This window comes from Lysinibacillus sp. JNUCC 51 (assembly GCF_015999525.1).
GTDB classification, from domain to species: Bacteria; Bacillota; Bacilli; order Bacillales_A; family Planococcaceae; genus Lysinibacillus; species Lysinibacillus xylanilyticus.
On record NZ_CP065545.1, the window covers coordinates 5,033,456 to 5,057,440 of the forward strand.

Annotated in this window: 22 protein-coding genes and 1 riboswitch; of the genes, 5 read left to right on the forward strand and 17 right to left on the reverse strand. The window is 35.5% G+C overall.

Features of this window, described 5'->3' with window-relative positions:
* The first annotated feature begins 79 nt into the window (after positions 1 to 79).
* Positions 80 to 946 carry a LysR family transcriptional regulator gene (locus JNUCC51_RS24330; protein ID WP_337990162.1) on the forward strand — a complete coding sequence of 289 codons (867 nt, stop codon included), beginning with the start codon at positions 80 to 82 and terminating at the stop codon, positions 944 to 946.
* A 63-nt stretch (positions 947 to 1,009) separates the two neighbouring features.
* Here JNUCC51_RS24330 and JNUCC51_RS24335 read toward each other — a convergent pair whose 3' ends face one another.
* Both JNUCC51_RS24335 and JNUCC51_RS24340 read right to left on the reverse strand, forming a co-directional pair.
* Positions 1,010 to 1,987 carry a tyrosine recombinase XerC gene (locus JNUCC51_RS24335; protein ID WP_337990163.1) on the reverse strand — a complete coding sequence of 326 codons (978 nt, stop codon included), beginning with the start codon at positions 1,985 to 1,987 and terminating at the stop codon, positions 1,010 to 1,012.
* Positions 1,988 to 2,350: 363 nt separating this feature from the next.
* Positions 2,351 to 2,764 (reverse strand): hypothetical protein, encoded by a 414-nt coding sequence (locus JNUCC51_RS24340; protein ID WP_337990164.1) that lies wholly within the window; start codon positions 2,762 to 2,764, stop codon positions 2,351 to 2,353.
* 177 nt (positions 2,765 to 2,941) lie between these two features.
* Between JNUCC51_RS24340 and JNUCC51_RS24345 the strand changes: the two genes are divergently transcribed.
* The 3 genes from JNUCC51_RS24345 to JNUCC51_RS24355 all read left to right on the forward strand — a co-directional run bounded on the left by JNUCC51_RS24345 (position 2,942) and on the right by JNUCC51_RS24355 (position 6,267).
* Positions 2,942 to 4,432 (forward strand): circularly permuted type 2 ATP-grasp protein, encoded by a 1,491-nt coding sequence (locus tag JNUCC51_RS24345; RefSeq protein WP_337990165.1) that lies wholly within the window; start codon positions 2,942 to 2,944, stop codon positions 4,430 to 4,432.
* The gene (locus JNUCC51_RS24350) at positions 4,386 to 5,351 is read left to right on the forward strand and encodes an alpha-E domain-containing protein (protein ID WP_337990166.1); all 966 of its coding nucleotides are present in this window, start codon (positions 4,386 to 4,388) and stop codon (positions 5,349 to 5,351) included. The genes JNUCC51_RS24345 and JNUCC51_RS24350 overlap by 47 nt, the downstream gene beginning before the upstream one ends.
* A gap of 61 nt (positions 5,352 to 5,412) precedes the next feature.
* Entirely contained in the window at positions 5,413 to 6,267 is an 855-nt protein-coding gene (locus JNUCC51_RS24355) for a transglutaminase family protein (protein ID WP_337990167.1), read from the forward strand.
* A 200-nt stretch (positions 6,268 to 6,467) separates the two neighbouring features.
* Here the strand turns inward: JNUCC51_RS24355 and bioF are convergent, their stop codons facing one another.
* The 14 genes from bioF to JNUCC51_RS24425 form a co-directional block, all read right to left on the reverse strand.
* A complete protein-coding gene (gene bioF, locus JNUCC51_RS24360; protein ID WP_337990168.1) occupies positions 6,468 to 7,637 on the reverse strand; it encodes an 8-amino-7-oxononanoate synthase in 1,170 nt (389 codons plus the stop codon).
* A gap of 3 nt (positions 7,638 to 7,640) precedes the next feature.
* Positions 7,641 to 8,372 (reverse strand): 6-carboxyhexanoate--CoA ligase, encoded by a 732-nt coding sequence (bioW, locus tag JNUCC51_RS24365; protein WP_337990169.1) that lies wholly within the window; start codon positions 8,370 to 8,372, stop codon positions 7,641 to 7,643.
* A complete protein-coding gene (locus JNUCC51_RS24370) occupies positions 8,353 to 8,856 on the reverse strand; it encodes a hypothetical protein (protein WP_337990170.1) in 504 nt (167 codons plus the stop codon). Before JNUCC51_RS24370 ends, bioW begins: the two co-directional genes overlap by 20 nt.
* Before the next feature lie 324 nt (positions 8,857 to 9,180).
* Positions 9,181 to 9,729, reverse strand: a complete 549-nt coding sequence (locus JNUCC51_RS24375) for a GNAT family N-acetyltransferase (RefSeq protein ID WP_337990171.1) — start codon at positions 9,727 to 9,729, stop codon at positions 9,181 to 9,183.
* 131 nt (positions 9,730 to 9,860) lie between these two features.
* Complete coding sequence (gene queE, locus JNUCC51_RS24380; protein WP_337990172.1) at positions 9,861 to 10,589, reverse strand: 7-carboxy-7-deazaguanine synthase QueE; 729 nt, start codon at positions 10,587 to 10,589, stop codon at positions 9,861 to 9,863.
* Complete coding sequence (queD, locus tag JNUCC51_RS24385; protein ID WP_337990173.1) at positions 10,582 to 11,055, reverse strand: 6-carboxytetrahydropterin synthase QueD; 474 nt, start codon at positions 11,053 to 11,055, stop codon at positions 10,582 to 10,584. Before queD ends, queE begins: the two co-directional genes overlap by 8 nt.
* Position 11,056: 1 nt before the next feature.
* Positions 11,057 to 11,716 (reverse strand): 7-cyano-7-deazaguanine synthase QueC, encoded by a 660-nt coding sequence (gene queC / locus JNUCC51_RS24390; protein WP_337990174.1) that lies wholly within the window; start codon positions 11,714 to 11,716, stop codon positions 11,057 to 11,059.
* 262 nt (positions 11,717 to 11,978) lie between these two features.
* Positions 11,979 to 12,025, reverse strand: a riboswitch (PreQ1 riboswitch).
* A 166-nt stretch (positions 12,026 to 12,191) separates the two neighbouring features.
* Positions 12,192 to 14,066 carry a leucine-rich repeat domain-containing protein gene (locus JNUCC51_RS24395; protein ID WP_337990175.1) on the reverse strand — a complete coding sequence of 625 codons (1,875 nt, stop codon included), beginning with the start codon at positions 14,064 to 14,066 and terminating at the stop codon, positions 12,192 to 12,194.
* A 185-nt stretch (positions 14,067 to 14,251) separates the two neighbouring features.
* Positions 14,252 to 15,106, reverse strand: coding sequence for a polyamine aminopropyltransferase (gene speE, locus JNUCC51_RS24400; protein ID WP_337990176.1), 855 nt, complete (start codon positions 15,104 to 15,106; stop codon positions 14,252 to 14,254).
* A complete protein-coding gene (gene speD, locus JNUCC51_RS24405) occupies positions 15,106 to 15,540 on the reverse strand; it encodes an adenosylmethionine decarboxylase (RefSeq protein WP_082172725.1) in 435 nt (144 codons plus the stop codon). Before speD ends, speE begins: the two co-directional genes overlap by 1 nt.
* Entirely contained in the window at positions 15,537 to 17,033 is a 1,497-nt protein-coding gene (locus JNUCC51_RS24410; protein WP_337990177.1) for an aminotransferase class I/II-fold pyridoxal phosphate-dependent enzyme, read from the reverse strand. The genes speD and JNUCC51_RS24410 overlap by 4 nt, the downstream gene beginning before the upstream one ends.
* Positions 17,033 to 18,208 carry a methionine adenosyltransferase gene (gene metK, locus JNUCC51_RS24415; RefSeq protein WP_337990178.1) on the reverse strand — a complete coding sequence of 392 codons (1,176 nt, stop codon included), beginning with the start codon at positions 18,206 to 18,208 and terminating at the stop codon, positions 17,033 to 17,035. The genes JNUCC51_RS24410 and metK overlap by 1 nt, the downstream gene beginning before the upstream one ends.
* A 1,464-nt stretch (positions 18,209 to 19,672) precedes the next feature.
* Complete coding sequence (locus tag JNUCC51_RS24420) at positions 19,673 to 20,572, reverse strand: hypothetical protein (RefSeq protein ID WP_337990179.1); 900 nt, start codon at positions 20,570 to 20,572, stop codon at positions 19,673 to 19,675.
* Positions 20,573 to 21,039: 467 nt separating this feature from the next.
* Complete coding sequence (locus JNUCC51_RS24425) at positions 21,040 to 21,915, reverse strand: tyrosine-type recombinase/integrase (RefSeq protein ID WP_337990180.1); 876 nt, start codon at positions 21,913 to 21,915, stop codon at positions 21,040 to 21,042.
* Between the two features lie 369 nt (positions 21,916 to 22,284).
* On the opposite strand from JNUCC51_RS24425, the gene JNUCC51_RS24430 reads away from it, so the two are divergent.
* Positions 22,285 to 23,079: an enoyl-CoA hydratase/isomerase family protein gene (locus JNUCC51_RS24430; protein ID WP_337990181.1), complete on the forward strand. Its 795-nt coding sequence runs from the start codon at positions 22,285 to 22,287 to the stop codon at positions 23,077 to 23,079.
* Positions 23,080 to 23,125: 46 nt separating this feature from the next.
* On the opposite strand, the gene JNUCC51_RS24435 is transcribed toward JNUCC51_RS24430, so the two are convergent.
* Positions 23,126 to 23,941, reverse strand: coding sequence for a hypothetical protein (locus JNUCC51_RS24435; protein WP_337990182.1), 816 nt, complete (start codon positions 23,939 to 23,941; stop codon positions 23,126 to 23,128).
* Positions 23,942 to 23,985 lie beyond the last annotated feature (44 nt).

The following is a 23,985-nucleotide window of genomic DNA, read 5'->3' on the forward strand; positions in this document are numbered from 1 at the left end:
AGTATAATGAAAAATAGACATCATATTAAATGTTAATTTGTGATGTTGCTATCACTTTTTTTGATGGATGTGAACAGAAATGGATATTGAAAATATGAAAGCATTTGTGTCAGTCGCAGAATTGAAAAGTATTTCCGCTGCTGCCAGTAAATTAAATCACCTACAATCGAATATGACGGCGAAAATTAAAAAAATTGAAAACTATTATAATCAAGAATTATTTATTAGAAATTCTAAAGGTGTAACATTAACGAAAGATGGAGAAAAATTATATCATCAATTTAAGAAAATTTTATTTGTTTGGGAAGAAACGGAAAATGTGATGAAACAACATGATGAAAAACTTCGAGTTGGAACGATGATTTCAATGGGAGGAACTCAAATATCACCAGCTTTAAATAAGCTTTATCAAACATATCCTGATTTATCAGTAACATTAAAAACAGGTTCAACAGAGTATATAGAAAGTCAAATTTTGCTAGGGAAAATTGATCTAGCCTATACGATTGGATCATTAAAGAATAACAATATTAAGTATAAAAAAGTAGCTATAGAAGAAATGGTTGTCATAGGTCAAGGTATTAATCGGAGTACAATATTCGGGGATTATATAAGTAAAAAAAACTTGCTTGTGCTATCTGATAACTGTTTGTACCTTTCAATATTACAGAATATGTATAGTAGTTTTAATATTACTCAAGGTGAAATTATTGAAGTGGGAGATCCAGAAAGTTTATTACAATTTGCCATGATAGGTATGGGAATTTCTTTAGTTTCTAAACGTATTGCAAGAAGATACAATATTGAACAATACTTAGATGTACCATCACCATTTAGTTTCGTTGATTTATATTTAATTACTCGTTTAAACCACGAATTTACGCCAATTGAAAGACAGTTTATTGAGCTAACAAACTCTATTGATGAAATGGAAATTAACAAATGATATTAGTGCCAAAAAGCCGATTCCTACAAATTAAGGATAATCGGCTTTTTTTTGTTGGCTATTTTATTCAATGAAATGCTCTCTACTACGAACAATATTGAACGGATTGTTTTCGAGTACATGTTGCAGCTCTTCATCTTCAATATGTGTATAAATTTGTGTGGTCGCAACACTTGAATGCCCGAGTATATGCTGAAGACTTCGAATATCTGCTCCTGATTTATACATCATTGTTGCGGATGTATGACGTAACTTATGTGGTGTCAGTCGCTCTTTTTGAAGTCCTGATTGCTGATTAATTTGTTTAACGATTTTTGCAACGGTTTGACGAGTAAAGCGCGTTCCCTTTTGCGAGACGAAAAGAGGTTCTTCTCCTTCACCTTTATATACTGTCTTTCCGCTATTGTCATAGTCTGAAAGTGCCTGTATACAGCTATCGTTCAAATAAACGGTCCGCTCCTTATTCCCTTTACCAACAACAGTTAAGTAGCGACCTTGTATAGATGACTTATTTAGCTGACAAAGCTCTGTAACACGAATCCCTAAATTTAAGAAAAACATCATCATACAATAATTCCTTGGTGAAGCACGATTTGGCTGGATGCCATCGATAAATTGCGTCGCTTCTTCGATGTTCATATAGATAGGTCTTTTTCGTCCAATTTTTGGTGTTTCTAATTCATCTGCCGGATTTTCCTCAAGAAGACGTCGTTTCCCTTTCAGGTATTTAAAAAATGATTTCAGCGTTGCTACTTTACGTGCTCTCGCAGATGCTGAATTCCCTCGCTGCACCTCGCAATATTCCATAAATAAATAAAGATCTTCTAGTGTCATTTCACGAATTTCGTCTATTGAAATAGTAGAAATATCTATTTTCGTTAAATCTGATATATCATGATCATTCTGAATTGCTATGTAGAAACGGAAGAATAATGTCAAATCATATTCATATTCTTTTCTTGTACGATGAGACTTTCCTTTAATCGTCGTTAAATAGACGAGGAAATCCCTCATTATTTTAGGAAGTTTAGTCTTTTCCATAAAATCACCTCTATTTCTTCTATTTTACCACGAAAAAACGTTCCCAAATATAAATTTGGGAACTTTATGGTGAAAAAAATGCTATTTTTTACGAATTAGAACGAATGTTCTGTTTATGAGCGAGAAAAAAGATGATTCTCTTTTAGAAAGAAAATCACCTTTTTTAAAAGTTTTTATGAAAGTTTCATTTTTTAGGCATAAAGTGAAGAAAAAATGAATATTTAAATCTAGTGAACTAAATGCTCTGAGACGATTCGAAAAATGAAAAGATGGGTAACTATACATGTCGATTCTTCTCACAACGCGCATGGGATTATTTGGATTTTTGTCGATTTCGGTGTAAATATGCCAAAGCGAAAACCGTTACTTAACAAAAATACTATAAGTCCCATCTACTTGTTTTGCTAGAGACCAGTTTGTTGATAGCATATGTTGAAGCTTAGTAATAGTTTCCTCATCACAAGTTAAATGTTGGATTCCTGTTTCTAATAATTGATAATCCTTACCTTCTTCTAATTGGAAACGAATATACAATAAGCGTTGAATGCCTGGCAAAGTTACATATTTGATACTGTAGTTACCGTGCAGAGCGTTTAAGAATAATTGCTCCCCTTCTAGGTAAAGTGCCATTGTTTCGGAAAATTCATAGTTTGGTACTTTTTCCTGCCAAACTGATACATCCCCTGTTTGCAATGTGCGTACAATCTCCTCATCAGTAAAATCTAATTTTGAAAGCTTGTCTAGTTCATAAGCTTGCATTAAATTAATGATTGTCATTTTATTAGCTCCTTTTTTTATATGTATCTATCTTCATTCCTCTAAAAGTGATGAGATGAATGCAGATGTGGTTCCTTTTTAATTGGTAACCATTTACTACAATTACGCCAAGGCGAAATTGATTCTTATTAAGTGTAACACGTTTTCTCTACTACTTAAATTCGGAGGGCGATCCATATGATGAAGTTCTATGAATCTGGTATGTTTTTTGATGAGATGTTCGAAGGTGATCAACCGAAGCCTCATTATCGGTCTTTCCACCATAAGCTTAATGCTTTCACTAAGGAACAATTAGATGAAAAATATCAGCAAGCACAATCAACTTTCCTTAAACAAGGCATTACATTTACCGTATATGGAGCACATGGTGGAACAGAGCGAACAATGCCCTTTGATTTTATACCTATTATTATTCCAGATGAACAGTGGGAAGTAATTGAAGCAGGTATGAAGCAGCGTGTTAAAGCCTTAAATTGTTTTTTACAAGATGTCTACCATGAACAGTCTATTTTTGAGGATGGGCTAATTCCAAAACAGCTCGTTGAAAACAATCCGTATTATTATAAAGAAATGCTTGGTGTAAAAGTACCTATTGATAATCATATTTTTTTAGCAGGCATAGATTTGATCCGTGATGAAAATGGCGTTTACTACGTGTTAGAAGATAATTTACGCAATCCTTCAGGGATATCCTATGTTTTTCAAAATCGATCTGTGATGAAGGAAGTGTATCCTGAATTTTTCTCTAAACATACTATCCAGTCACTCGACAAACAAATGGCCTTTATGAAGAAAGCACTTCTTGCTCATCGGCCACCTTGTATGAAACCAGATAGAGAACCTAAAGCGGTCCTGTTAACTGCAGGCATGTATAATTCGGCATATTACGATCATGTTTTCTTAGCACAGCAGCTTAATATTCATCTTGTTGAAGGGCGTGATTTAGTTGTCCAAGATAAAAAAGTGTACATGAAGACAATCTACGGCCTAGAGCAAATTGATATTATTTATCGCCGAATTGATGATGATTTCTTGGACCCTGCTGTTTTTCGTGAAGATTCTTTACTTGGGGTTCCCCATATTATGGCTGCTTATAAGGCTGGAAATATTGCTATTTTAAATGCTGTTGGTAATGGTGTTGCTGATGATAAAGCGATGTATGCCTATGTCCCAGATATGGTCCGCTACTATTTGAAAGAGGAACCTATTTTACGTAATGTGGAGACCTATCATCTAGCTGATTATGTACAGCGAGAATGGGTTCTTAAGCATATGAGAGAGCTTGTCATAAAAAATGTTAGTGCCTCTGGTGGCTACGATATGCTAATTGGTCCGCATGCGACTGATGAAGAAATCACTATTTTTAAAGAAAAGATTTTAGAAAATCCGTATCAATATATTGCACAACCAACGATTAGCCTGTCTAGAGCACCAGCTTTCCAGGATGGAAGATTTTATCCTTGTCATGTCGATTTACGTGTTTATGTGATGAAGGGCGAGGATATTTATGTGCTTCCTGGAGGTTTATCGCGTGTAGCATTAAAAGAAGGATCCCTAGTTGTGAATTCTTCCCAGGGCGGAGGAGCTAAAGATACATGGATATTAAAGGAGGAATTGCAGTATGCTAAGTCGAGTAGCCGATGCATTGTACTGGATGGCACGATATAGTGAACGATCACAAACAAATGCACATATATTACAAGTACAGCTGTTGAATATGTTGGAGCAATCTGGCAAAGAAAATGAATACATCGATCATTGGGAAGCGGTGTTGAATATTTGTGCCTCGAAGGAAGAATATTTGTCCTTTTATGAGTCGATTCGAGTTAATCCACTAATCGACTATCTACTCTTTTCTAATAATAACTGTAACGCCCTTCATGCAACTTTACGTGCGGTTCGAGAAAACGCCCGTGTAACTCGAGATAGCATCCCGATTGAGCTTTGGGAATTGCTAAATGCCTTTTATTTATCGTTACAGCAAGAAATGATGGAGCGTGAAAGACCAATTCCTCTAATCGTTCTTAACTCTTTTTTACAAAATGTTCGAAAGACTTCTTTAACACTTACAGGACTTATCGAAGGCTCGATGGATCGAGATTTACCCTTTTATTTCATGCAAGGTGGGAAATGGTTAGAACGTATAGAAAAGACGATTCGTATGGCTTTAATTATACTAGAGCAACATAAGGAAATAGCCATCTCTTTAATAGAGGCGGACGGATCGTTTTTACTCGATTTATCTGGGGCGACGGAGTCTTATTTGAGAAAGCATCGCCAAACTAATTTACTTTGCGTTATACAATATTTATTACAGGATAAGCATTCCCCTCGTTCAGTAATGTTTTGCTTAGAAAAATTAGAAGAAGCATTTATTTGTTTAGAAAACGATCCTCTTTCAGCAAGGTTTTTAGAGCTTCATACCGCATTAAAAAGCTTATTATTTGCTGTGATGAATGTAGATTTATGGAATATTACTTTAGAGGAAACTATTTTATTAATGGAGGAAAGATTGTGTCAATGTATTGATTTTGGCAATACATTTGCAACAATTTATCATTTATATGAACCCAGCGTACAACCTTGAAAGGAATCAACCACAGCTCCCTTTCAACAAGCAAGTCAGTAATCCAAAGGAAGCGGACACAATGAAATTTGAAATTCAACATACTAATATTTTTCAATATGAGTCTGAAGTCGATCAAAGTCTAAATACAATCCGCTTAAAGCCAAGGGGCGATGAGCGTCAGCGCTTATTATCCTATCGAATTGCCATTTCACCTTCATCTTTAACACGTGAGCATACAGATATATGGGGCAATACGGTTGGCACTTTTTATATACCTGAGCAGCACCAAGAGCTAGAAATTCAGACGACATCTATTGTCAGCATTCAACGTGCACCATTTATTCATCGCATTCAATATTCACCAGAGATGCAGACTATTTTTCACTCGCAACTATTTTATGAGCATTATTTGCCCTATTTAAAGTCTACACACTTTACGTATATGACAGAAAATCAGTTAGAGGAAGTTTATCATGCAATTGGTCATGCTGAAAATCCTGTACTGTTTTCATTAAATTTAATGCAATATATATACTCGACTTTTGAATACGTTCCAGGTGCAACCGATGTTACGACAACTGCAACTGAAGCCTTCACCCTTAAGCGAGGTGTTTGTCAAGATTTCACACATGTCATGCTTGCGGTGCTAAGAGCTAAAGGAATTCCAGCCCGTTATGTGAGCGGCTATTTATATGTTGATGAAAACTCTGCATTGGTCGGTGATATTGCAACCCATGCTTGGGTAGAAGTCATGATACCAGGGATCGGTTGGATTGGTCTAGATCCAACTAATAATGTTGAAGTATTAGAAAATCACATTATTTTATGCATTGGTCGTGATTATTCCGATATAAGCCCTGTTGAAGGTGTTTATTCAGGTGGAAAACATGATTTATCAGTTAAAGTGAGTGTTAAAGCATTGAATCATTTGTAATCAAAAACGCAATCGTATAAATTAAACCCCGGATTTTTCTACGTTAAGCAGAAGAATTCGGGGTTTATTAAGATCTATTGTTTTCGGATTTTAATCTTTAATTTTGCAATTGTATAACGACAATTTAGCCATTTAAATTTCAATATATCAAAAGAATTACTCTCAGTATAGATTTTATCTCGGTATCATTCTTATAAGGATTATACAATACCCATTTCTTTTCCTATTTTCTTAATTTTATTTATGACTGTATTGAGCTGCTCGATTGTATGTGTAGCCATCACTGTAATCCGCAACCGACTTGACCCTTTTGGCACAGTTGGTGGTCGAATCGCTGGAATAAAGACACCTTCATCCAAAAGTTTCTCAGAAAATTGCATAGCTTCATGGGCATCACCAATAAGAAGAGATATAATTGGTGTTTCCCCTTCCGTAACTACAAAATCGGATTCCTCCAAATTCAATCGTAAATACTTAGCATTATTCAACAATTGTTCCCTTCGTTCGGGCTCATTTTGAATAATAGAAATTCCTTCTCGCGCTGCTTCAATCGCACTTGGAGATAAACCTGTTTGGAAAATAAATGATCTAGCGTTATTCAATAAATAGTTCTTTGCAATTGACGATGTCGCCACAAAGCCACCCTCTGCACCAATCGCTTTACTCAACGTGCCTACTGTAAAATCAATCTCATCTTTCAATCCAAAATAATCAGCAGTACCACGACCATCACTTCCTAAGACACCTGTCGCATGTGCATCATCAATCATTATGTAAGCATTATATTTCTTTGCTAGCGCAACTATTTCGGGAAGTGGAGCAATATCACCATCCATACTAAAGACGCCATCCGTCACAATTAACATCTTTCCATCTCCACGTGATTGCCTTAATTTATGCTCTAAATCCACCATATCCGCATGTTCATAAACAATTGTTTTTGCTTGACTAAGTCGACATCCATCTATAATACTCGCATGATTCCAGGCATCGGAAAATATTATATCCCCTGCCTTCATTACACTCGAAATCACGCCAATGTTCGCTAAATAACCACTACTGAAAACAATGGCAGCTTCCGTTTTTTTAAAATCCGCAATTTCAGATTCAAGCTGTTCATGAATGACGAAATTTCCAGTTGTTAATCTCGAACCACCAGTTCCTGTACCGTATTTACTAATACCTTCAGATGCTTTCATTCTCAACCGGAAATCTGTTGCAAGACCTAAATAGTTATTAGATGAAAAAAGTAAGTATTTCTTACCATTCATGATGATCTCGCTCTCATTTCCATTTGAAAACGAACGTAACTTCCTTGTCAGACCTTTCTCTTCTATTAATTGTAGTTCCCGTTGAAACCAATGATCCATTTTTTAATCCCTCCTAATGAGTACCGGTACACTTTCTAAATACTCTATAAAAGACTTTAGTTCAACTTCATCTGACACAAAATAAATACGCCCTCCGCTCTCACAGCCTTCCCGTTTTAAAGGTGTAATTCTAACATATCCAATGTCACGATTACTTACATATCCAGTCACGTAATCTGGGTCATCAGACCAACATAATTCTGCAATTGTAAACGGAGAATTTGCCACTTTCGATGCCAGAGCCAACGCTTCACGGACACGCTCATTAAGCTCCTTGTTAGTGTCTTGCCAATCGATTCGTGATACACGCACACCCTTTTCCCCCCGACCGTCAAGCCGTAAGCCGGTTTTACTATTTAGGATGATTGCTCCACGGAGGTTTTGATTACTACCAAGTTGATGAAAAGCAACATTTAGTGCATGTTTCGAAACACCTAAGGAGGTTAGTATTTTTCTTGCTTCACTATGGGCCATTTCGATTGAAGTCGCCTCAACTGTCGTAATTTCTAACGGTGGTATATACTGTATTTGATCACGCGCAATTTTTTCAACGGTAATTTGAATAAAGTCAGCATCTCCACGTGGATGATTACTTGCTTTGTTCAATAACTGTTTTACAATGGACTCTATCTGAGATTTACTACCTATCCGTTCACCACCAGAAATATGCTTTTCTCCTATTTCAGGACTCCTTTCAGCCGCTCGCATTCTTATGCTATAACACGTTTTTAACATGATTATTACCTGCTACTTTCCTATTAATTGTATGTAACATTTTCGTTAGGGGATAAACACTAACAGCTGTGATTACCATGCCTGGTATAGCCAAAACTAATAACGGAAAAAATGGAGTCCCTAACGTAAAAGCCAAACCAAATCTAGCAATCGTTGTTCCAATTGGGCCTGCCAAAACAAGTACCGGAATTGAAGTCCCAAATAAAACAATGAGTAGACCTACAGTCAATCGAAAAATTAATGAGATCTCCACATTTAAGATTGAGTGTATACCTAGTAAAAATAAGATTAAACTTGCAATGATCCCCGCTAGAAAATATCGCTTAAATCCAAATACCGCTGCAATCGCAACTGCAATGGGTGCTGATAATTGAAATTCAGACCCAGGAAAACCTGTTGGGATTTTAAACATGCCTGTAACTATAATAAGACAAGCTAGCAAAGAAATCTGCGCAAGATCGTATGAAGAAAACTTTCGGATCATTTTATTCCTCCATCTTACTTTTTAAATTAACCTGTAATAGCTTTATGTTATTTCCTCCTATTCACAATTTGTGTTAACTCGTATTTATATTAAGTTAACACAAATAGAGATTGAATAGTAGATAAAATGGTAGGATTTTTTATTATTTGTGAAAATGAGATTTTATAAATTCTTAAACAAAAACAGGCAGTGTCTAAAATTAAAACCCCTGATTTTCTTCTACGCTAAGCAGAAGAATCAGGGGTTATATTAAGATTTATTGCTTTTAAATCTTCTTAAGAGAATGTGTACAAAAAACAGCATCCTTCTTGTCTACTTATATACTTACTTTGCGTTTATATAGTAAACTAGATGATCCGTCCATTTGTCGTCTTCGAATATGAATCCTTTCCTCGTGCATTCATACACCATTCCAACACTTTCTGCTAACTTTATAGATGCTATATTATCAAGGTTAATGTGAGCTTCTATTCGATGATAATTTAATTTTTTAAACGCTAGATCTAAAGCAGCTTTTACAGCCTCTTTCCCATAACCTTTTCTCCAAAACTGGTTATGAATTGTATATCCAAACCTGGCCCATTGAAATTCTTCCCTCATAATCGTAGAAAAGTCTATAAAACCAATATGAGTATTATCTACTTTTCTAAACACTCCAAAAACATAGACCTTGTCATCTTCAGCCATTTGATGTTGTTTAGTAACTAAATCACGAAACCATTCTTTCGTACAGATGCTCATATCTAATTTACCTTGATCGTATTTATGTTGAGAAGGTAAACGATTTTCATATTGGGTTAGCCAAGAAGAATAATCACCTTCTTCAAGAAATCGAATAACTAATCTTTCTGTTTCAGTTCTTATTTTATTCAATCGAACACCTCATCTAGAATACTTTCTATTCTTATATAGATTATTCGACATAAGGTAATCATTTCCTTTCTATTAAAATAGTATTTTTTAATTCAAATAGCATATGTCTTAAACCCATTTTTGTCATGGCACTATACACCTCTTTTATTCCCCCATACAAGGGCATGCAACTGTGGTAGTACTTTGACATCTCTTAATTCTTCATCCTTAATCACTCTATCAATCAGTGCATGATACTTATCTAATAAATCTATAATTAATCGTGAGTTGTCCGTCGTCGTCAGATCTTCATTACCGACTTGTAGATAAAAAGGAATAATTGGATACCGGTGGTGAATTTGTTTAGCATACTCGTAATCCTCTTGATTAAAAACGACTATTTTGAGTGATATATGTTTATTACTGTTATGATTTTTAAGTTTTTCGAAGATATCAGAGAGCACCGAATAGTCTGTCGTCATTCCAGAGCTAGGTGGCTTTGGTGAAATTGTCAACTCATCAATCTCATACATCCAATTTTGCCACCTACTTCCCTGTGTTTCCACTCCGACCTTTATGTCATTTTCTTTTAAAATTGCAATGAGCTCTTCCAAATTGCGGATGAGTGCAGGATTGCCGCCTGAAATCGTGACAAATGAAAAGCCACTGCCCCCAAGAAGTTTCAACTCAGACCAAATCTCTTCAGCTGTCATTTGGACAATAAGATGCTTTCCACTGCCATCCCACGTAAACGATGAATCACACCAAGAACATGAATAATCACAGCCGGCAGTTCTCACAAACATTGTCTTTTGGCCAACTACCATTCCCTCACCTTGAATCGTCGGTCCAAAAATCTCGATAACAGGTATCTTACTCAACTTCCATCCACTCCCGTCTCGCTTCTGCATAGCTTGTGGGAGTTTCATACAACCTGATAAACTCTACACGTGCACCGTTATATCTTTGTTCATCAAGCAAGGCTGCAGCCAACTTTTCGTAAATCCAAACAACAATATTCTCTGCCGTCGTATTCATTGGTGGAAGTGTTTCATTTAAATAACGGTGATCCAAATGAATCTCTATTTTTTCTTTCCATATTGCTTTTATATCGCCAAAATCAATCATCAAACCGCGTGCATCTGTATATCCACTCAGTGCTAAAACTACGCGATACGTATGACCATGCAAGTTTTTACATTTTCCCTCATAATCATGTAGATGATGTGCTGCATCGAAGGTAAATTCTTTGCTTACGAGAACACGCTTTGCATGATAGTGCAATTGATTTCTTTGGATATCTTCATCTATTTTTTGGAGCTTTTCGACGATTCTAAAATCTGACATGTTAAGACTCCTTCCTATAACTCAGATACTCATCAAGCCCTTTTTTTCGCAGTTGGCATGCCGGGCATTCACCACAGCCATCTGCTATTACACCGTTATAGCAAGTCAACGTTCTTTCCCGAACAAATTCAAGCGCCCCAAATTGATCAGCAAGCTCCCATGTCTGTGCCTTATTCAGCCACATCAAAGGTGTATCAATCACAAATGAATCATCCATCGATAAATTTAACGTTACATTCAAAGATTTAATAAAAACATCTCGGCAATCCGGATATCCGCTAAAATCCGTTTCACAAACGCCAGTTACAATATGCTTAGCTCCTACTTGGCTGGCTAAAACGCCTGCAAATGAAAGAAAGAGAAGATTTCTGCCAGGTACAAAAGTCGATGGAAGCTCACCATTTTCACCGTCTTCTACCTTTATGTCTTGTCGTGTCAATGCATTCGGAGCAAGCTGATTCAAGAGTGACATATCAAGAATGTGATGCTTGATACCAAGCTCCTCTGCAATCACTTTCGCACATTCAATTTCAAGACGATGCCTTTGACCATAATCAAAAGTTACTGCCTCAACCTCTTCAAAACGTTCTTTTGCCCAGAACAAACAAGTTGTACTGTCCTGACCTCCACTAAATACAACAATTGCTTTTTCCTGCTTCATGTGTAAAATCTCCCTTGTATCAAAAAACAGCACTAAAAGAAAAAGTACTGCTTTTTCTTAGTTTTTTACGAATATTTTTTACATTGGTTACCCAATAATATTAAATCCTTCAACCTTCTTCATGGGTTCGGCCAAACATAAAAAACCTCCTTGTAAAATGTTTCCCAACACTTTACAAGAGAGGCTCACCAATCAATCTATTAAAACATAAGTAAAAACATAAAAAAAAGCCACGTCCGATATGGACATGGCATATTGTCATGTTTCCATAGTTTTTTATAGAGGGTATTAGCTATGAACCTCTCCCGTTCTAGTCCGGGCATTCTTTTCTTCATTATAATACAAAAAATAGTTTAAAACGTCAAACTGATTTTTTTGTAAAATCTCACCATAAAAACTTCTCTGGAAAAACCCACTGTATTGCTGAGCTTTAGCGAACAGTATAACGAGTGAGCTCTTTTTATTGCACATTACCTCAATAAATCATAATTCCTTTGTCTAGAACTGATTTATTTTGTACCTGATTTCCTAAAATATACAGCTTTTTTAAATTAGGTAAATTCACTAAAGGCTCTACATTTGAAATGGCGTTATTCTCCAAATGAAGCACCTCTATTTGTTGCCAATTTTCCATAAAACTTAACGATTGTAGTGAACTATCTTGTATAGTGAATGAACGAAGAGCTGAAAATCCAGCAAAGTAAGGCATAATCTTATCAACTTCATACACCCAGTCACCATTACCTATTTGATAGGATACATCATTCAAAGTCAAATGTTCCAGAATGTTGTTGTTAAACGGATTTTGACTATTAATTTGAAACCTACACTCATTACAATTTAACGTTTTTACATGCTGTAAATTGAATAATTCACTCGTCTCTTCATAAAAAGTTGTTTGGTTTAAATTTATTGTTTGCAGATTTGGCAGATTATTCAAAGAACGAACTCCTGTAAAATCGCCATACTCCATCGTTGTAAGTTGTTCAAGCTGTGGGTATTTCAGTAACTGTGCTCCATTCAAATACGACTTCATGCTACTTATATAAACAGTCAAATATTTTAAAGCTGGCGCCTCTAACTGAGGAATGAAAGAACCTGTTATCTCCGCTTTTTTTAAATGAGGTGCTACAATGGTTGATACTTTTCCACTATAACCAGTTATCGATAAATCGGTCAGTGAAGTTAGGCTGTTCACAATATCAAGTAATTCTAATTTATAAAGAGAAGATAAACGCAGCTTTGTCAATGAAGACTTATTTCTAAGGCGTTCTAAATTCGTAATATCCATATTTTCCAGATCAAGAGATTGCAGGTTAGGCATGTTTTGTATAAAATCAAGCGTTTTTAAATTTTTTACCGATGTAAGCTTCAATTCTTGTAATTGATTTAGTGAATAGAACGAGCTAAAATCTGTCGCTTCACTAATATCTATTGCTAACGATTCTAAATTACTTAATGAAGACAACCACTTCAAATCATTGGCAAAACTTAAAGACAATGATTTTAATGGTAGCTGATTCAGACGAGAGAAGTCGGTAACTGTCTCGGTGTGATACGAAATTTCAAGGGATTGAAGATTGGGAAACTCTAATAATAAAGCGAGTTCATCATTACTTCGTATTTGGACAGAGAGCTCAACAACATTAGACTTATCGCTAAAATATTCGGCAATTTTACTAAATGATTCATTAAAGCTACCTGTATAGCTTTTCAATCCACTCAGATGTTGGAAGCTTACTTTTTCACTTTGTGATATTTCATAATCACCCATCAAATTCAATACTGTCAGACCAGTAAAGGCTTCAAAATCTTTTTGTTCGATTTTTTGTGTATTTAATAACTTATCCATAATGATATAGTTAGAAATTTCGGCTTCCTTATTTGTAAACGGATCGTCTAGACTGTAATCAAAATGCCATTGATCTTCAGAGTAGTAAGTCTTCAAATAACGAATACTTGCTATCTCTTCCTTAGTCGGCATTGCTTCACCTTTATCAAAAATATCTTTTAAAAAGAATAAAAGAACTTCGCTTTCAGGCATTTTCCGCACAGGGATTTCCTTACTGGTACCGAAGTCTGTTTGATTTCCACTCAAAATAAAATAGCCAAGGAATGTACAAAGGATGACAATCGGTATCAATATAAGCGCTTTTAAATTCTTTTTTGGCCCTGTATCTTTATTCGCAGAAGTTGGACCATAATAATTATTAATCGTCTGATCAACATAATACACTTTATTCTCTTTCAACATTATTTCAGTTTCACAATAAGGACATTTGAATGATTGGCCCTCTTTATAATCAATTTTCCCATTACAATTCGGACAATTTAATTTAATGAATTCCACTGGCTAACCCCTTCCCAGCTCTATCTTTTATTAAGCTTAGTCGTCCAAAAAATAATTGTCAATATTTCTATTAAATACTAATTATCTCCCACCTTTAGACCTACAAAAAAAAGTCGCCATATGGCGACTTTTTTTTGTTTGTTCACTTCTATTCTGACGGAATACTTGTATTGCAAAGCTAGTTTCTATTCATCACGATCAAGTGCTTCTTTCACAAATGTAGGAAGTGCGAATGCACCAACGTGTAAATCTGTATTGTAATATTTCGTTTTTAGACCAAATTTGTCCCAAGCATCTACTTGAATATCTTTAATAGGATGTAATGCTTTTGAAGCAAATCCGAATAGCCAGTGTCCAGATGGGTATGTTGGCATATGGAATTGATATACGCTTGCGATTGGGAAAATACCTTTAATTTTTTTATGTGCTTTACGCATGTTTTCTGCATACTCCGTGAAGTATGGTGATTCGTGTTGGTTAATTAGAATGCCTTTATCATTTAAAACACGGTAACATTCTTTATAGAAAGCAGTTGTAAATAAACCTTCACCGACTGAAATTGGATCAGTAGAATCTACTAATATTAAATCGAATGATTTATCAGCTGCGTTTTGCACATAAGCTAAGCCATCGTCGAAAATCATTTCCATACGTGGATCTTCTTCGACTCCAGCAGCTGTAATTGGAAGATATTTTTGGCATAATCGGAATACTAACTCGTCAATTTCAACCATAACTACTTTTTCTACTGATTTGTAACGTAGTACTTCACGAGCAGTACCACCATCACCACCACCGATAATTAATACTTTTTTTATATCTGGGTTGGTAGCGAATGCTGGGTGCGTAATCATATCGTGATAAACGAACTCATCTTTTTCATTGACCATCATCAATCCGTCTAAAGTGAAGAAAGTACCGAAATCTTCACCTTTATAAAAATCGATTTTTTGGAACGGAGATTGTTCACTATGAATTTCTTCGTTGTATCCGATTGAAAATTTACATTGATCGCTCCATTGTTCTGTATACCATTTCATTAAATCACGTCCTCTAATACTTCTTGTTTCACTAGAATTGTATCAATTTCTTGTTCTGCAAATTGACGAATTTTATCTGCCATTCCACGAGGTACTTCAAATGATTCTGTCTTTTTTGCTTGCAGTTTTTGTTCTAAATATTCTGCTGCCTTCCAAGGACTTACCGAGTCACCACAAGTGTAAACATCTACAGAAGCGAATCCGTATTCTGGCCAAGTATGAATCGTTAAATGTGATTCAGCAATAATTACTGCACCTGATACACCATATGGGTTGAAATGATGGAAGCAAGATTCTACAATTGTTGCCCCAGAATAGTCAGCAGCTTCATTCATAAACTGCTCGATTAACGCATTTTGCTCAATAATTTCACTTGGGCAACCATAAAATTCAATTAATACGTGTCTACCTAATGTTGATAATTCAATGCTCATTTATTTGTCTCCCTTACGACTGTTATATAATTTTCTTCTTTAGTTTCGTTCAGAACATTGCCAAAATTATGAAAATAGAAGTTATATAATTCTACTAATTCCTCTGAAATAACTTCTCCGGGGATTACTAGTGGTATTCCCGGTGGATAAATCATTAATGTATCTGCACTAATTCGACCTACCGCATCATAAATTAAGATTGTTTCTGTTTCTGCATTACACGCCTGTTGCGGTGTCATTGCTAATCTATTAATTTGATTCGCTGTCACATGAGCCGACTGAATCGCCTCTTTTTTAGCGTGATAAAGTTCTATATCTTTTAACGCATGTACTAACTTACCGATTGTTTCTTTCGTATCTACATAACTAATGACTGCCATTATGACATATCCTTCTGCAAGCTCTAATTGAATTCCATATTGTTGTTTCAATATTGTGTAAACTTCGAAACCAGTTAAACCGATATCGTTCACACGAATAACAAGTTTCGTCCAATCATAGGATTGATTGAAATTTTCTTGTACGTATTCTGCTTGTAGTACTTCATAGCGTGAATTATTTTCAATTTCTTCAATTGCCGCATCAACAATGGACTTTAATTGGCTATAACGTTGCTGTCCATAAATCGCTAATTCTCTTCGTGCTACATCTAAAGAACTCATTAATAAATAATTTGCACTCGTCGTTTGAAGCATATTTAATACTTTTTGCAAATGCTTCGAATCGATTCGTTTTTCTTGTAGTAAAAGAAGCGAACTTTGCGTTAATGAACCCCCAGTTTTATGCATACTGATCGTTACTGCATCTGCACCAGCACTAATCGCATCGTTAGCATCAGGTAAAAATGTTAAATGCGCCCCGTGTGCACTATCAACAATAACTGTTACATTTTGTTCATGTGCGAGCTTACAAATATCTTGCAGTTGATTCATCGAACCAAAATATGTTGGATATGTCACAAGTAAAGCTTTCGCTTGTGGATTTTCTGCAAGTGCCGATTTTACATTTTCAACTGAGATTCCGTGTGCAATACCAAAATGTTGATCAACTTCAGGTTGAATAAATATTGGTTTTGCTCCGCTTAATATAATGCCATTCATAACTGATTTATGACAATTACGAGGTACGATCAATGTATCGCCTTGTTTACATGTCGCTAAAATCATCGCTAAAATACCTACAGTAGTTCCATTTACTAAAAAGTAAGCGTAGTCTACATTAAATGCTTGTGCAGCTAATTGTTGAGCTTCTTTAATAACCGATTCTGGGTGACTTAATAAATCAAGTTCCTTCATCGAATTTACGTCCATTCTTAATGCCATTTCTCCAAGCGTCCATTTTAATGGGTTTTCTTGTAGCCCCATTTTATGTCCTGGTACATCAAACGGCGTAACATCTTGTTTAGTATAATTGACTAAAGCTTCAAATAATGGCATGCGATCTTGAGTGGCTAAAAATTCCTCTGTAGCCACTCGATTTTTCACGCATTGCATTATTGTCCCATAGCAACTGTTAAGAGTTGCTCTAATTCTGAAACTTTGTCTGTTTTTTCCCAAGTTACGTTTACATCACTACGTCCAAAGTGACCATAAGCTGCTACTTGTTGATATTGTGGTTTACGTAAATTTAGCATGTTAATAATGCCATTTGGAGTTAAGTCGAATAATTGACGAATCGCTTTTAAGATTTCTTCTTTCGCTACTTTTTCTGTACCAAATGTTTCTAAAGCGATACTAATTGGTTCACTTACACCAATTGCATATGATAATTGGATTTCACATTTATCGGCTAAGCCTGCTGCAACAATATTTTTTGCAACGTATCGCGCTGCGTAAGCCGCTGAACGGTCAACTTTTGTACAGTCTTTACCAGAGAATGCGCCACCACCATGACGTGCTGCGCCGCCATAAGTATCAACAATAATCTTACGTCCTGTTAAACCAGCATCTCCGTGTGGTCCGCCTACTACGAAACGCCCAGTAGGATTAATTAAAATGCGGAAGTCTTCATTCATATCAAATTGCTTCGCAACAGCTTTAATTACTTTTTCTGTAACGTGATCAATAAATTCTACTTGGTCAAAATCATCATCATGTTGTATTGACATTAAAACAGTATCAATTTTAGGTTGCTTACTATCTGTATAATCAATTGTTACTTGTGATTTCATATCTGGGCGAGCCCATTTGAATTGACCATTTTTACGTTGCTCAGTTGCAAGTTTTACAAGCATATGCGCCATTTCAATAGCTAACGGCATATAGTTCTCAGTTTCATTTGTTGCAAAACCGAACATAATACCTTGGTCACCTGCACCAACTTCTTTTGTATCACTTGAAGAATCAACCCCCATTGCGATATCAGGAGATTGCGTGTGTACTAAAACTTGTACATTGCAGTTATGACCATCAATACCGAACTTATCATCTGTATATCCAATGCCGATTAGGGTATCACGGGCAATTTTTTCGATATCTAGTTCTGCTTTTGTTGTGATCTCTCCGCCAACAATTACTGTATTTGTAGTTGTGAATACTTCACATGCCACACGTGATAGCGGATCTTGCGATAATGCTGCGTCTAATACTGCATCTGAGATTTGGTCTGCAATTTTATCTGGATGTCCTTCCGATACAGACTCCGATGTGAATAATACTTTTTCTGACAATTTTATCTGCTCCTAACAAATTATAGATTTTTAGGGCATAAAAAAAAGCTCACCCAATTTTAAGGAAAGCTTCGAATACTATCAGCTGCTGTTCCTCTTATTGTTCACAAAAGTTAATTTTGTGCTCAGGTTCGGCCCACTGGATTTAATTAATAATGAACTAAATTGTTTGGCCACCGTATCTTCGACCCCTCGTCTCAACGGTTATTAATAAGAGCTATATTATTATGCTGAGACTCATATTAAGTCATAAACATTTGAGTGTCAATTTATTTTTTAATATTTTTTTGAGATTACTCACTAAGTAAATTAATTCATTTTCCCTTTTGTACACAAAATACAAAGTCTAACATTATATATATAATCTATTTTTATGAATAAAAGTGAATATTAATGCACACTGGGTTATTTTATATTTATAATAGAATGAACTACTACTAATTTTGTTAATAGATGCGTCAAAATAACATATTGTAAACATAAAAAAATTTAGATTAGCAAAGAAGGATTAGGAATTATTAGAGTCTTTTATTTATAGAAATCATTTAAATTTCTATAATTCGGAATATTATTTTCGGTCAGTTTTTTAGAAAATCATGGCGATTTTTGATCTCAAACCATGTGTGTTGATTAACTAATTTTAACCATATTTATTAAACTGCTAGGTTGATTTCCACTACGGATGATCGCTATCAGTTGGCAAGAACCTTCACCTAAATCAAAAGAAATTTTGGTACATAATCTTATATTTCGTAAATTTTAACACCTGATTTAAAACATGTAGTATCAATTAAAGTTGTATTCTAAAGTGAAAGCCTAAGATAATAAATGAAGTTTTTTACAAAGGCTGTTCCAAAGATTGTTGCTTCTAGTTTGGCTATCTTCTACAACTAAACCAGCTAATAGGTTGTCAATATCTATTTGTAAAATGGTACTTTCCTTTATGTTATACTGTTTTTGGGCATACCAAATAACCCTTCAAGTGTATCGCGGAAGGGTTTCCGTAAAATAGTCGATTTAATAAATTAATGCAAATCAAGGAAAGCTTCTTTTCTCTTAAATAACACATATACCCATTGAAGAAGTAGTATTATAGCTTCGCTTGTTATTCGAGATATAAGTCCCAACCAGCCTCAAACTTATTTCTACAAGTAGGGGGTGAACAGTTTAGTTGACGGGATCAATGTCCCTCGCACCCGTACGTTCTACCCTGGCTACTGATAGATTAAATCTAAATAAAAAAAGTTCAACCAGAAAGTTCTGGCTGAACTATATAATAAGAAGCACCCGTTAGTTTAAGTGAAAACCTTCACAATGTTTTTCACTTTCATAATATATAGGGTCCAGTTGTAAGGTGAAAAAAATAATTCAAAACCGAGTTCAAATATCATTCTCGAATATTTTGACAATAAAGGTAACTTTGGATGACTTTATAATTTTCACGCTCTCAAAAATGACAGCCAGTCAAACGGAAACGTCAAGATTTGTCGTAGCGATCTTCATCTGTTCTATTAGACGATGGCGCAATTCCTCCTCAATGGGAGCGTTGCGACTTTTCAAGAAACGGACCATAAAGAACCCATCCGGGGCAAGCATGCTCAAAACCAGTTCATGCTGTATTCCGGTGCTGCCCTTGAATTTTGATTCAATGATAGAGAAATTCTCCTCCTTCATCAGGATATCACTATATTCCAGGGTATTTCCCTCAATATACGCATTTGTATGTTCTTCTATCGAGCCAGCATCCATCTTTTGAAAGTAATCGAAGGTAAGCTTTTCCGATGTCCGATAGGTATAGCGCTCCTTTTCGGGATAGTAGCCGATGAACTCACTATCGGTATATGTAAGATAGGTAGCTGGCTTAAAATGCTCAAGATGAATAATATCAATAAAGCGCTTCATATTGTCCAAGTACACGGCCCCCGGTGGCACAACCGCCTTTTCATCCGGTAGAATTTTTCCTTCAAGATCCAAAAAAAGCTCACTGTATCTTGCATACTTCATGATCCAAATTGTTTTACTTTCTACCTTAAGCTGGACATAGTAGCTGGATATATTGTTCGGGTTTGTCCCGTTTTCATCCTCTTTATTTATACATGTAAACATATGTTTCCGCGTATATGTAAAACTTGCCTCCTCCTCATTCATATCCAATACTTCGAAGTTGAGAATTTCAGATGTAATATTGTAAATTTGAAAGTTCATCATGAGAGAAAAGTGATTTAAAAAGGAAATATCACGATGGTCGGGATGAAACATTTTCGACAATTTTTCGATTTCCTTATCAGTATATGTTGTTTCTAGTTTCTGTAAGAGTTCCTTGATTGTCTTCTCATTTAATTTCGGTTTTCTTTTGAAAAACATTTTAGCTACCTCCAGTGAAAATCCCAACTATATTAAAAATAAATCTATCCTAGTATACAAAATATTGGTTTTATTTCCATGAGGTTTTTAACCTATGTTTCCCATGGAAAAAGTTTAGTGTACATGAGCTTTATAACTCTTTGAAAAAGTGCATTACACAATCTCTTCTATATAGATATTTAAGCGCTGCTCCGCAATATGGCCCGATTATTGAAAAAAACTAATGACTATTGTTCAACTAAATTGCTCCGTAATTGAATAGCAACAATCTTTCGAAAACAGCCTTTACAAAAAAGTAGAGGAGCATTCATAAAAGAACTCCTCTACTTTTTTACTGTTTTATCTATAACCATTTTTCGGAACCTACCTCATTTATAAAGGCATGCAAAACAATCAGTTCACATACCTTTTCAAATATTTTCAAGAGGCGTATTTTATAATGATAAAATATAATAAACAATCCATCTTTATTCAAAACGCCCATGTCTTTCAGTAAGCACCCATTTTCGTACATAGCCCATTTTTTCCTGAATATTTTCGATTGTTTTTTCACTTTGAAATGCCTTTTGCATGACGGTGTAGCGCAAATCGGTGGCTCTTACATTTGTGCCGATATCCTTTGAGATCGTTTGGAAAATTCGCTCAATTGTTTTCGTTGAGATGGCTTTTGTTTGACTAGCCTCGCTCACCCAAACCCATTCTCCCAACTTTTCTTCATGAAATTCCTCTGTCGCTTCTTTAAAATGCATGAGCATGTTCATTAATATTGGAGAAAGCTTTATTTCTCTACGACCATTATTGTTAGAAATGAAAACAGCCGATGAGTCGAAGTTTATATGAGACCATTTTATACGTACAAGCTCCGCTGGCTTACATCCTGTTTCCATAAGTAGTTGGACAATGCAGCCATTACGTCTTGCTAGCCAAGCATGCTCCATTGTTTTAGCGTATTGAAAATAAGTTGGCCAGACATTCGCAATTTGCATTAATTGTTTCTTTGTTAGTAATGTTAAAGCCTCTTTTTGCCTCTTTTTTGGCTGTAAAATGCCCTCATAGTCAAATGGCTCCACCCACTCTCTTAAAAAGACAAAGTCTACAAAGCCTCGTATTGTAGCAATTTTATGATTAAATGTGTTGACATTTGTGTAGGCTTCTTTTAAATAATTACTATATGTAAATAATAATTCTTTCAAATGATGATCCACATTCATGTAGTTGTTCTCATGAGCAAACGCTAATAATTGCTGTCCATCTATATTGTACTGCTTTTTGGTAGCAGCACTTTTCTTTAAAGAATTTAATAGTAATAAATAGCTGTTCCATGCCTCCACTAATGTGACCATCTTGTTCCCTCCTTATATAACTGTGCGTGTGTTTATTTTAGTTTACTATATTTTGGGTGCGTACGTTTACAATAAATTAATATAAATTGTAATGTCGGATAATCTGTCTTAAAGTTTCACTAACCCGCTTCTATTCTTAATAGTTCCTTTTACAATGAAGAAACAAATATTCCTATAGCAGTGTCTCACATTCTTTGCTTTCTTACAATAGTAATTCCACTCACCCTGTTGTAGTACAAATTCTTTAAAATGCCTCTATTTTTGTATAACAGGCCTAATTTACATGAAAATTCGTATAATTTAGTGTTTATAACCGTTTGTGTTATATAATAAGTTTATCAACTATAAAATGTAGGGGGCTTTTCAAGTATGCAAGTAAAAACAACTCGACTTGAAGCAGAAGACGCAAAAATTATTTATCAAGAAACAGCGGGGCTAGCGATCATTACGATCCATCGACCACAGGCTAAAAACGCACTAACAGCAAATATGTGGGATCAATTAGCTAAAATTGCCCTACAAGTATTAGATAATCCGAAAAATAAAGTATTAATTTTACGCGGCTCTGGTGAAAACTTTACGGCCGGCTCTGATATTAAAGAATTCAACGCAATTTCCCTTGAAAAAGCTGAAGAAGCATTTGTACATATGGAAAAAACTATTTCCACAATCGAGCGTTTACCAATTCCTACGATTGGTGTTATTAACGGTCCTGCAATGGGAGCTGGTTTAGAGCTTGCATTAGCTTGTGATATTCGCATCGGCTCTGAAAAAGCAAAGCTCGGTATCCCTGTCGGTAAATTAGGTATCACTTTAAATAACAAATTTGCACAGCGCTTAGTTCAACTAGTTGGCCCTTCAACAACAAAGGATTTAGTATTTACCGGTCGTATGTTTAAAGCTGAAGAAGCATTCAAGATTGGTATGCTTAACTACTTAGTAACTGAAAAAGATTTAAATAAATACATGATTCGTATGGGCAAGCTTGTGGCAGGAATGTCACCTGAATCTTTACTTGCCGTTAAGAAATCTGTACAAGAATGCGTGGACAGTGTACCAACACTATGGCAAGGGTCTACACCGTTTGTCGGAAATGATTTTGCAGAAGGCTGCCGTGCCTTTGTAGAAAAACGTCAGCCGCTATTTATGCGTCAATCAAAATAATAAACAGGTACTCTGCTCGCTCTCATGCGAATGGAGTACCTGTTTTTTAAGATTTTCGCTTTAATTCTACTGACTTAATATGGAGATGAATCGCATCCAATTCATAACCAAAATGCTGATGAAATTCATCCTGTATCATTTTTTGTAATGCATACAATCGTTCTGGTAAGGAATAATTAGTGGGTAGCTTTAGCTGTAATGTAATCGTTGCTTGCGCTAGATCACCTAATACGAATTGTACGTGTTCAACTTTATGTACAATATCTTGTTTGGCGCAACAATATGTTAGTAACTGCACATAAACATGCTTCCCAATATCGATATACTCCTGTTGAAAATCAGGACGAACAATCGTCGTTTCCCCTATTTTTTCACGCTTCGAAGTGAAAATCTCTATCCCTCTTTGAACGAGTCGTTTAAAAAAGTTTTGTTCGACTTGTCGATACGGTATTGGCATGACGTGCTTCCCTTGTGTCTGCCGAATAAAACGAGCTTTGGCAATTTCTTTTTGGGAACGTACATCCTCAACATAGTAATATTTATCGATAGGACCAAGCTCTAGCTGTCGGGCAATCGTTTTTGTCATTTTATCGGACGTCCCGATCAATAAAATCGACTGTACCTTATATGTATCAAGTGCTTTTTTTACTTCCTCGCAGTGTGTATCATCTGTAAAAATAGCTCGTCGAACGGCTGTAATCGTATTTTTCTCAAATTTTGCGGAGATTCCCGCTACTTTCACACCATTTACAATTAGAAGACCATCATCAATAAGAGCCTCTACGCCGATTTTATGTGCGAAAACAAGTGCGCTTGTACTTTTCCCTGTTCCACTTGGACCACTTAAAGAATAAACATTCATGACAAACAGCTCCTTTCCATTTCATGATAGCAGAAACGTAACAA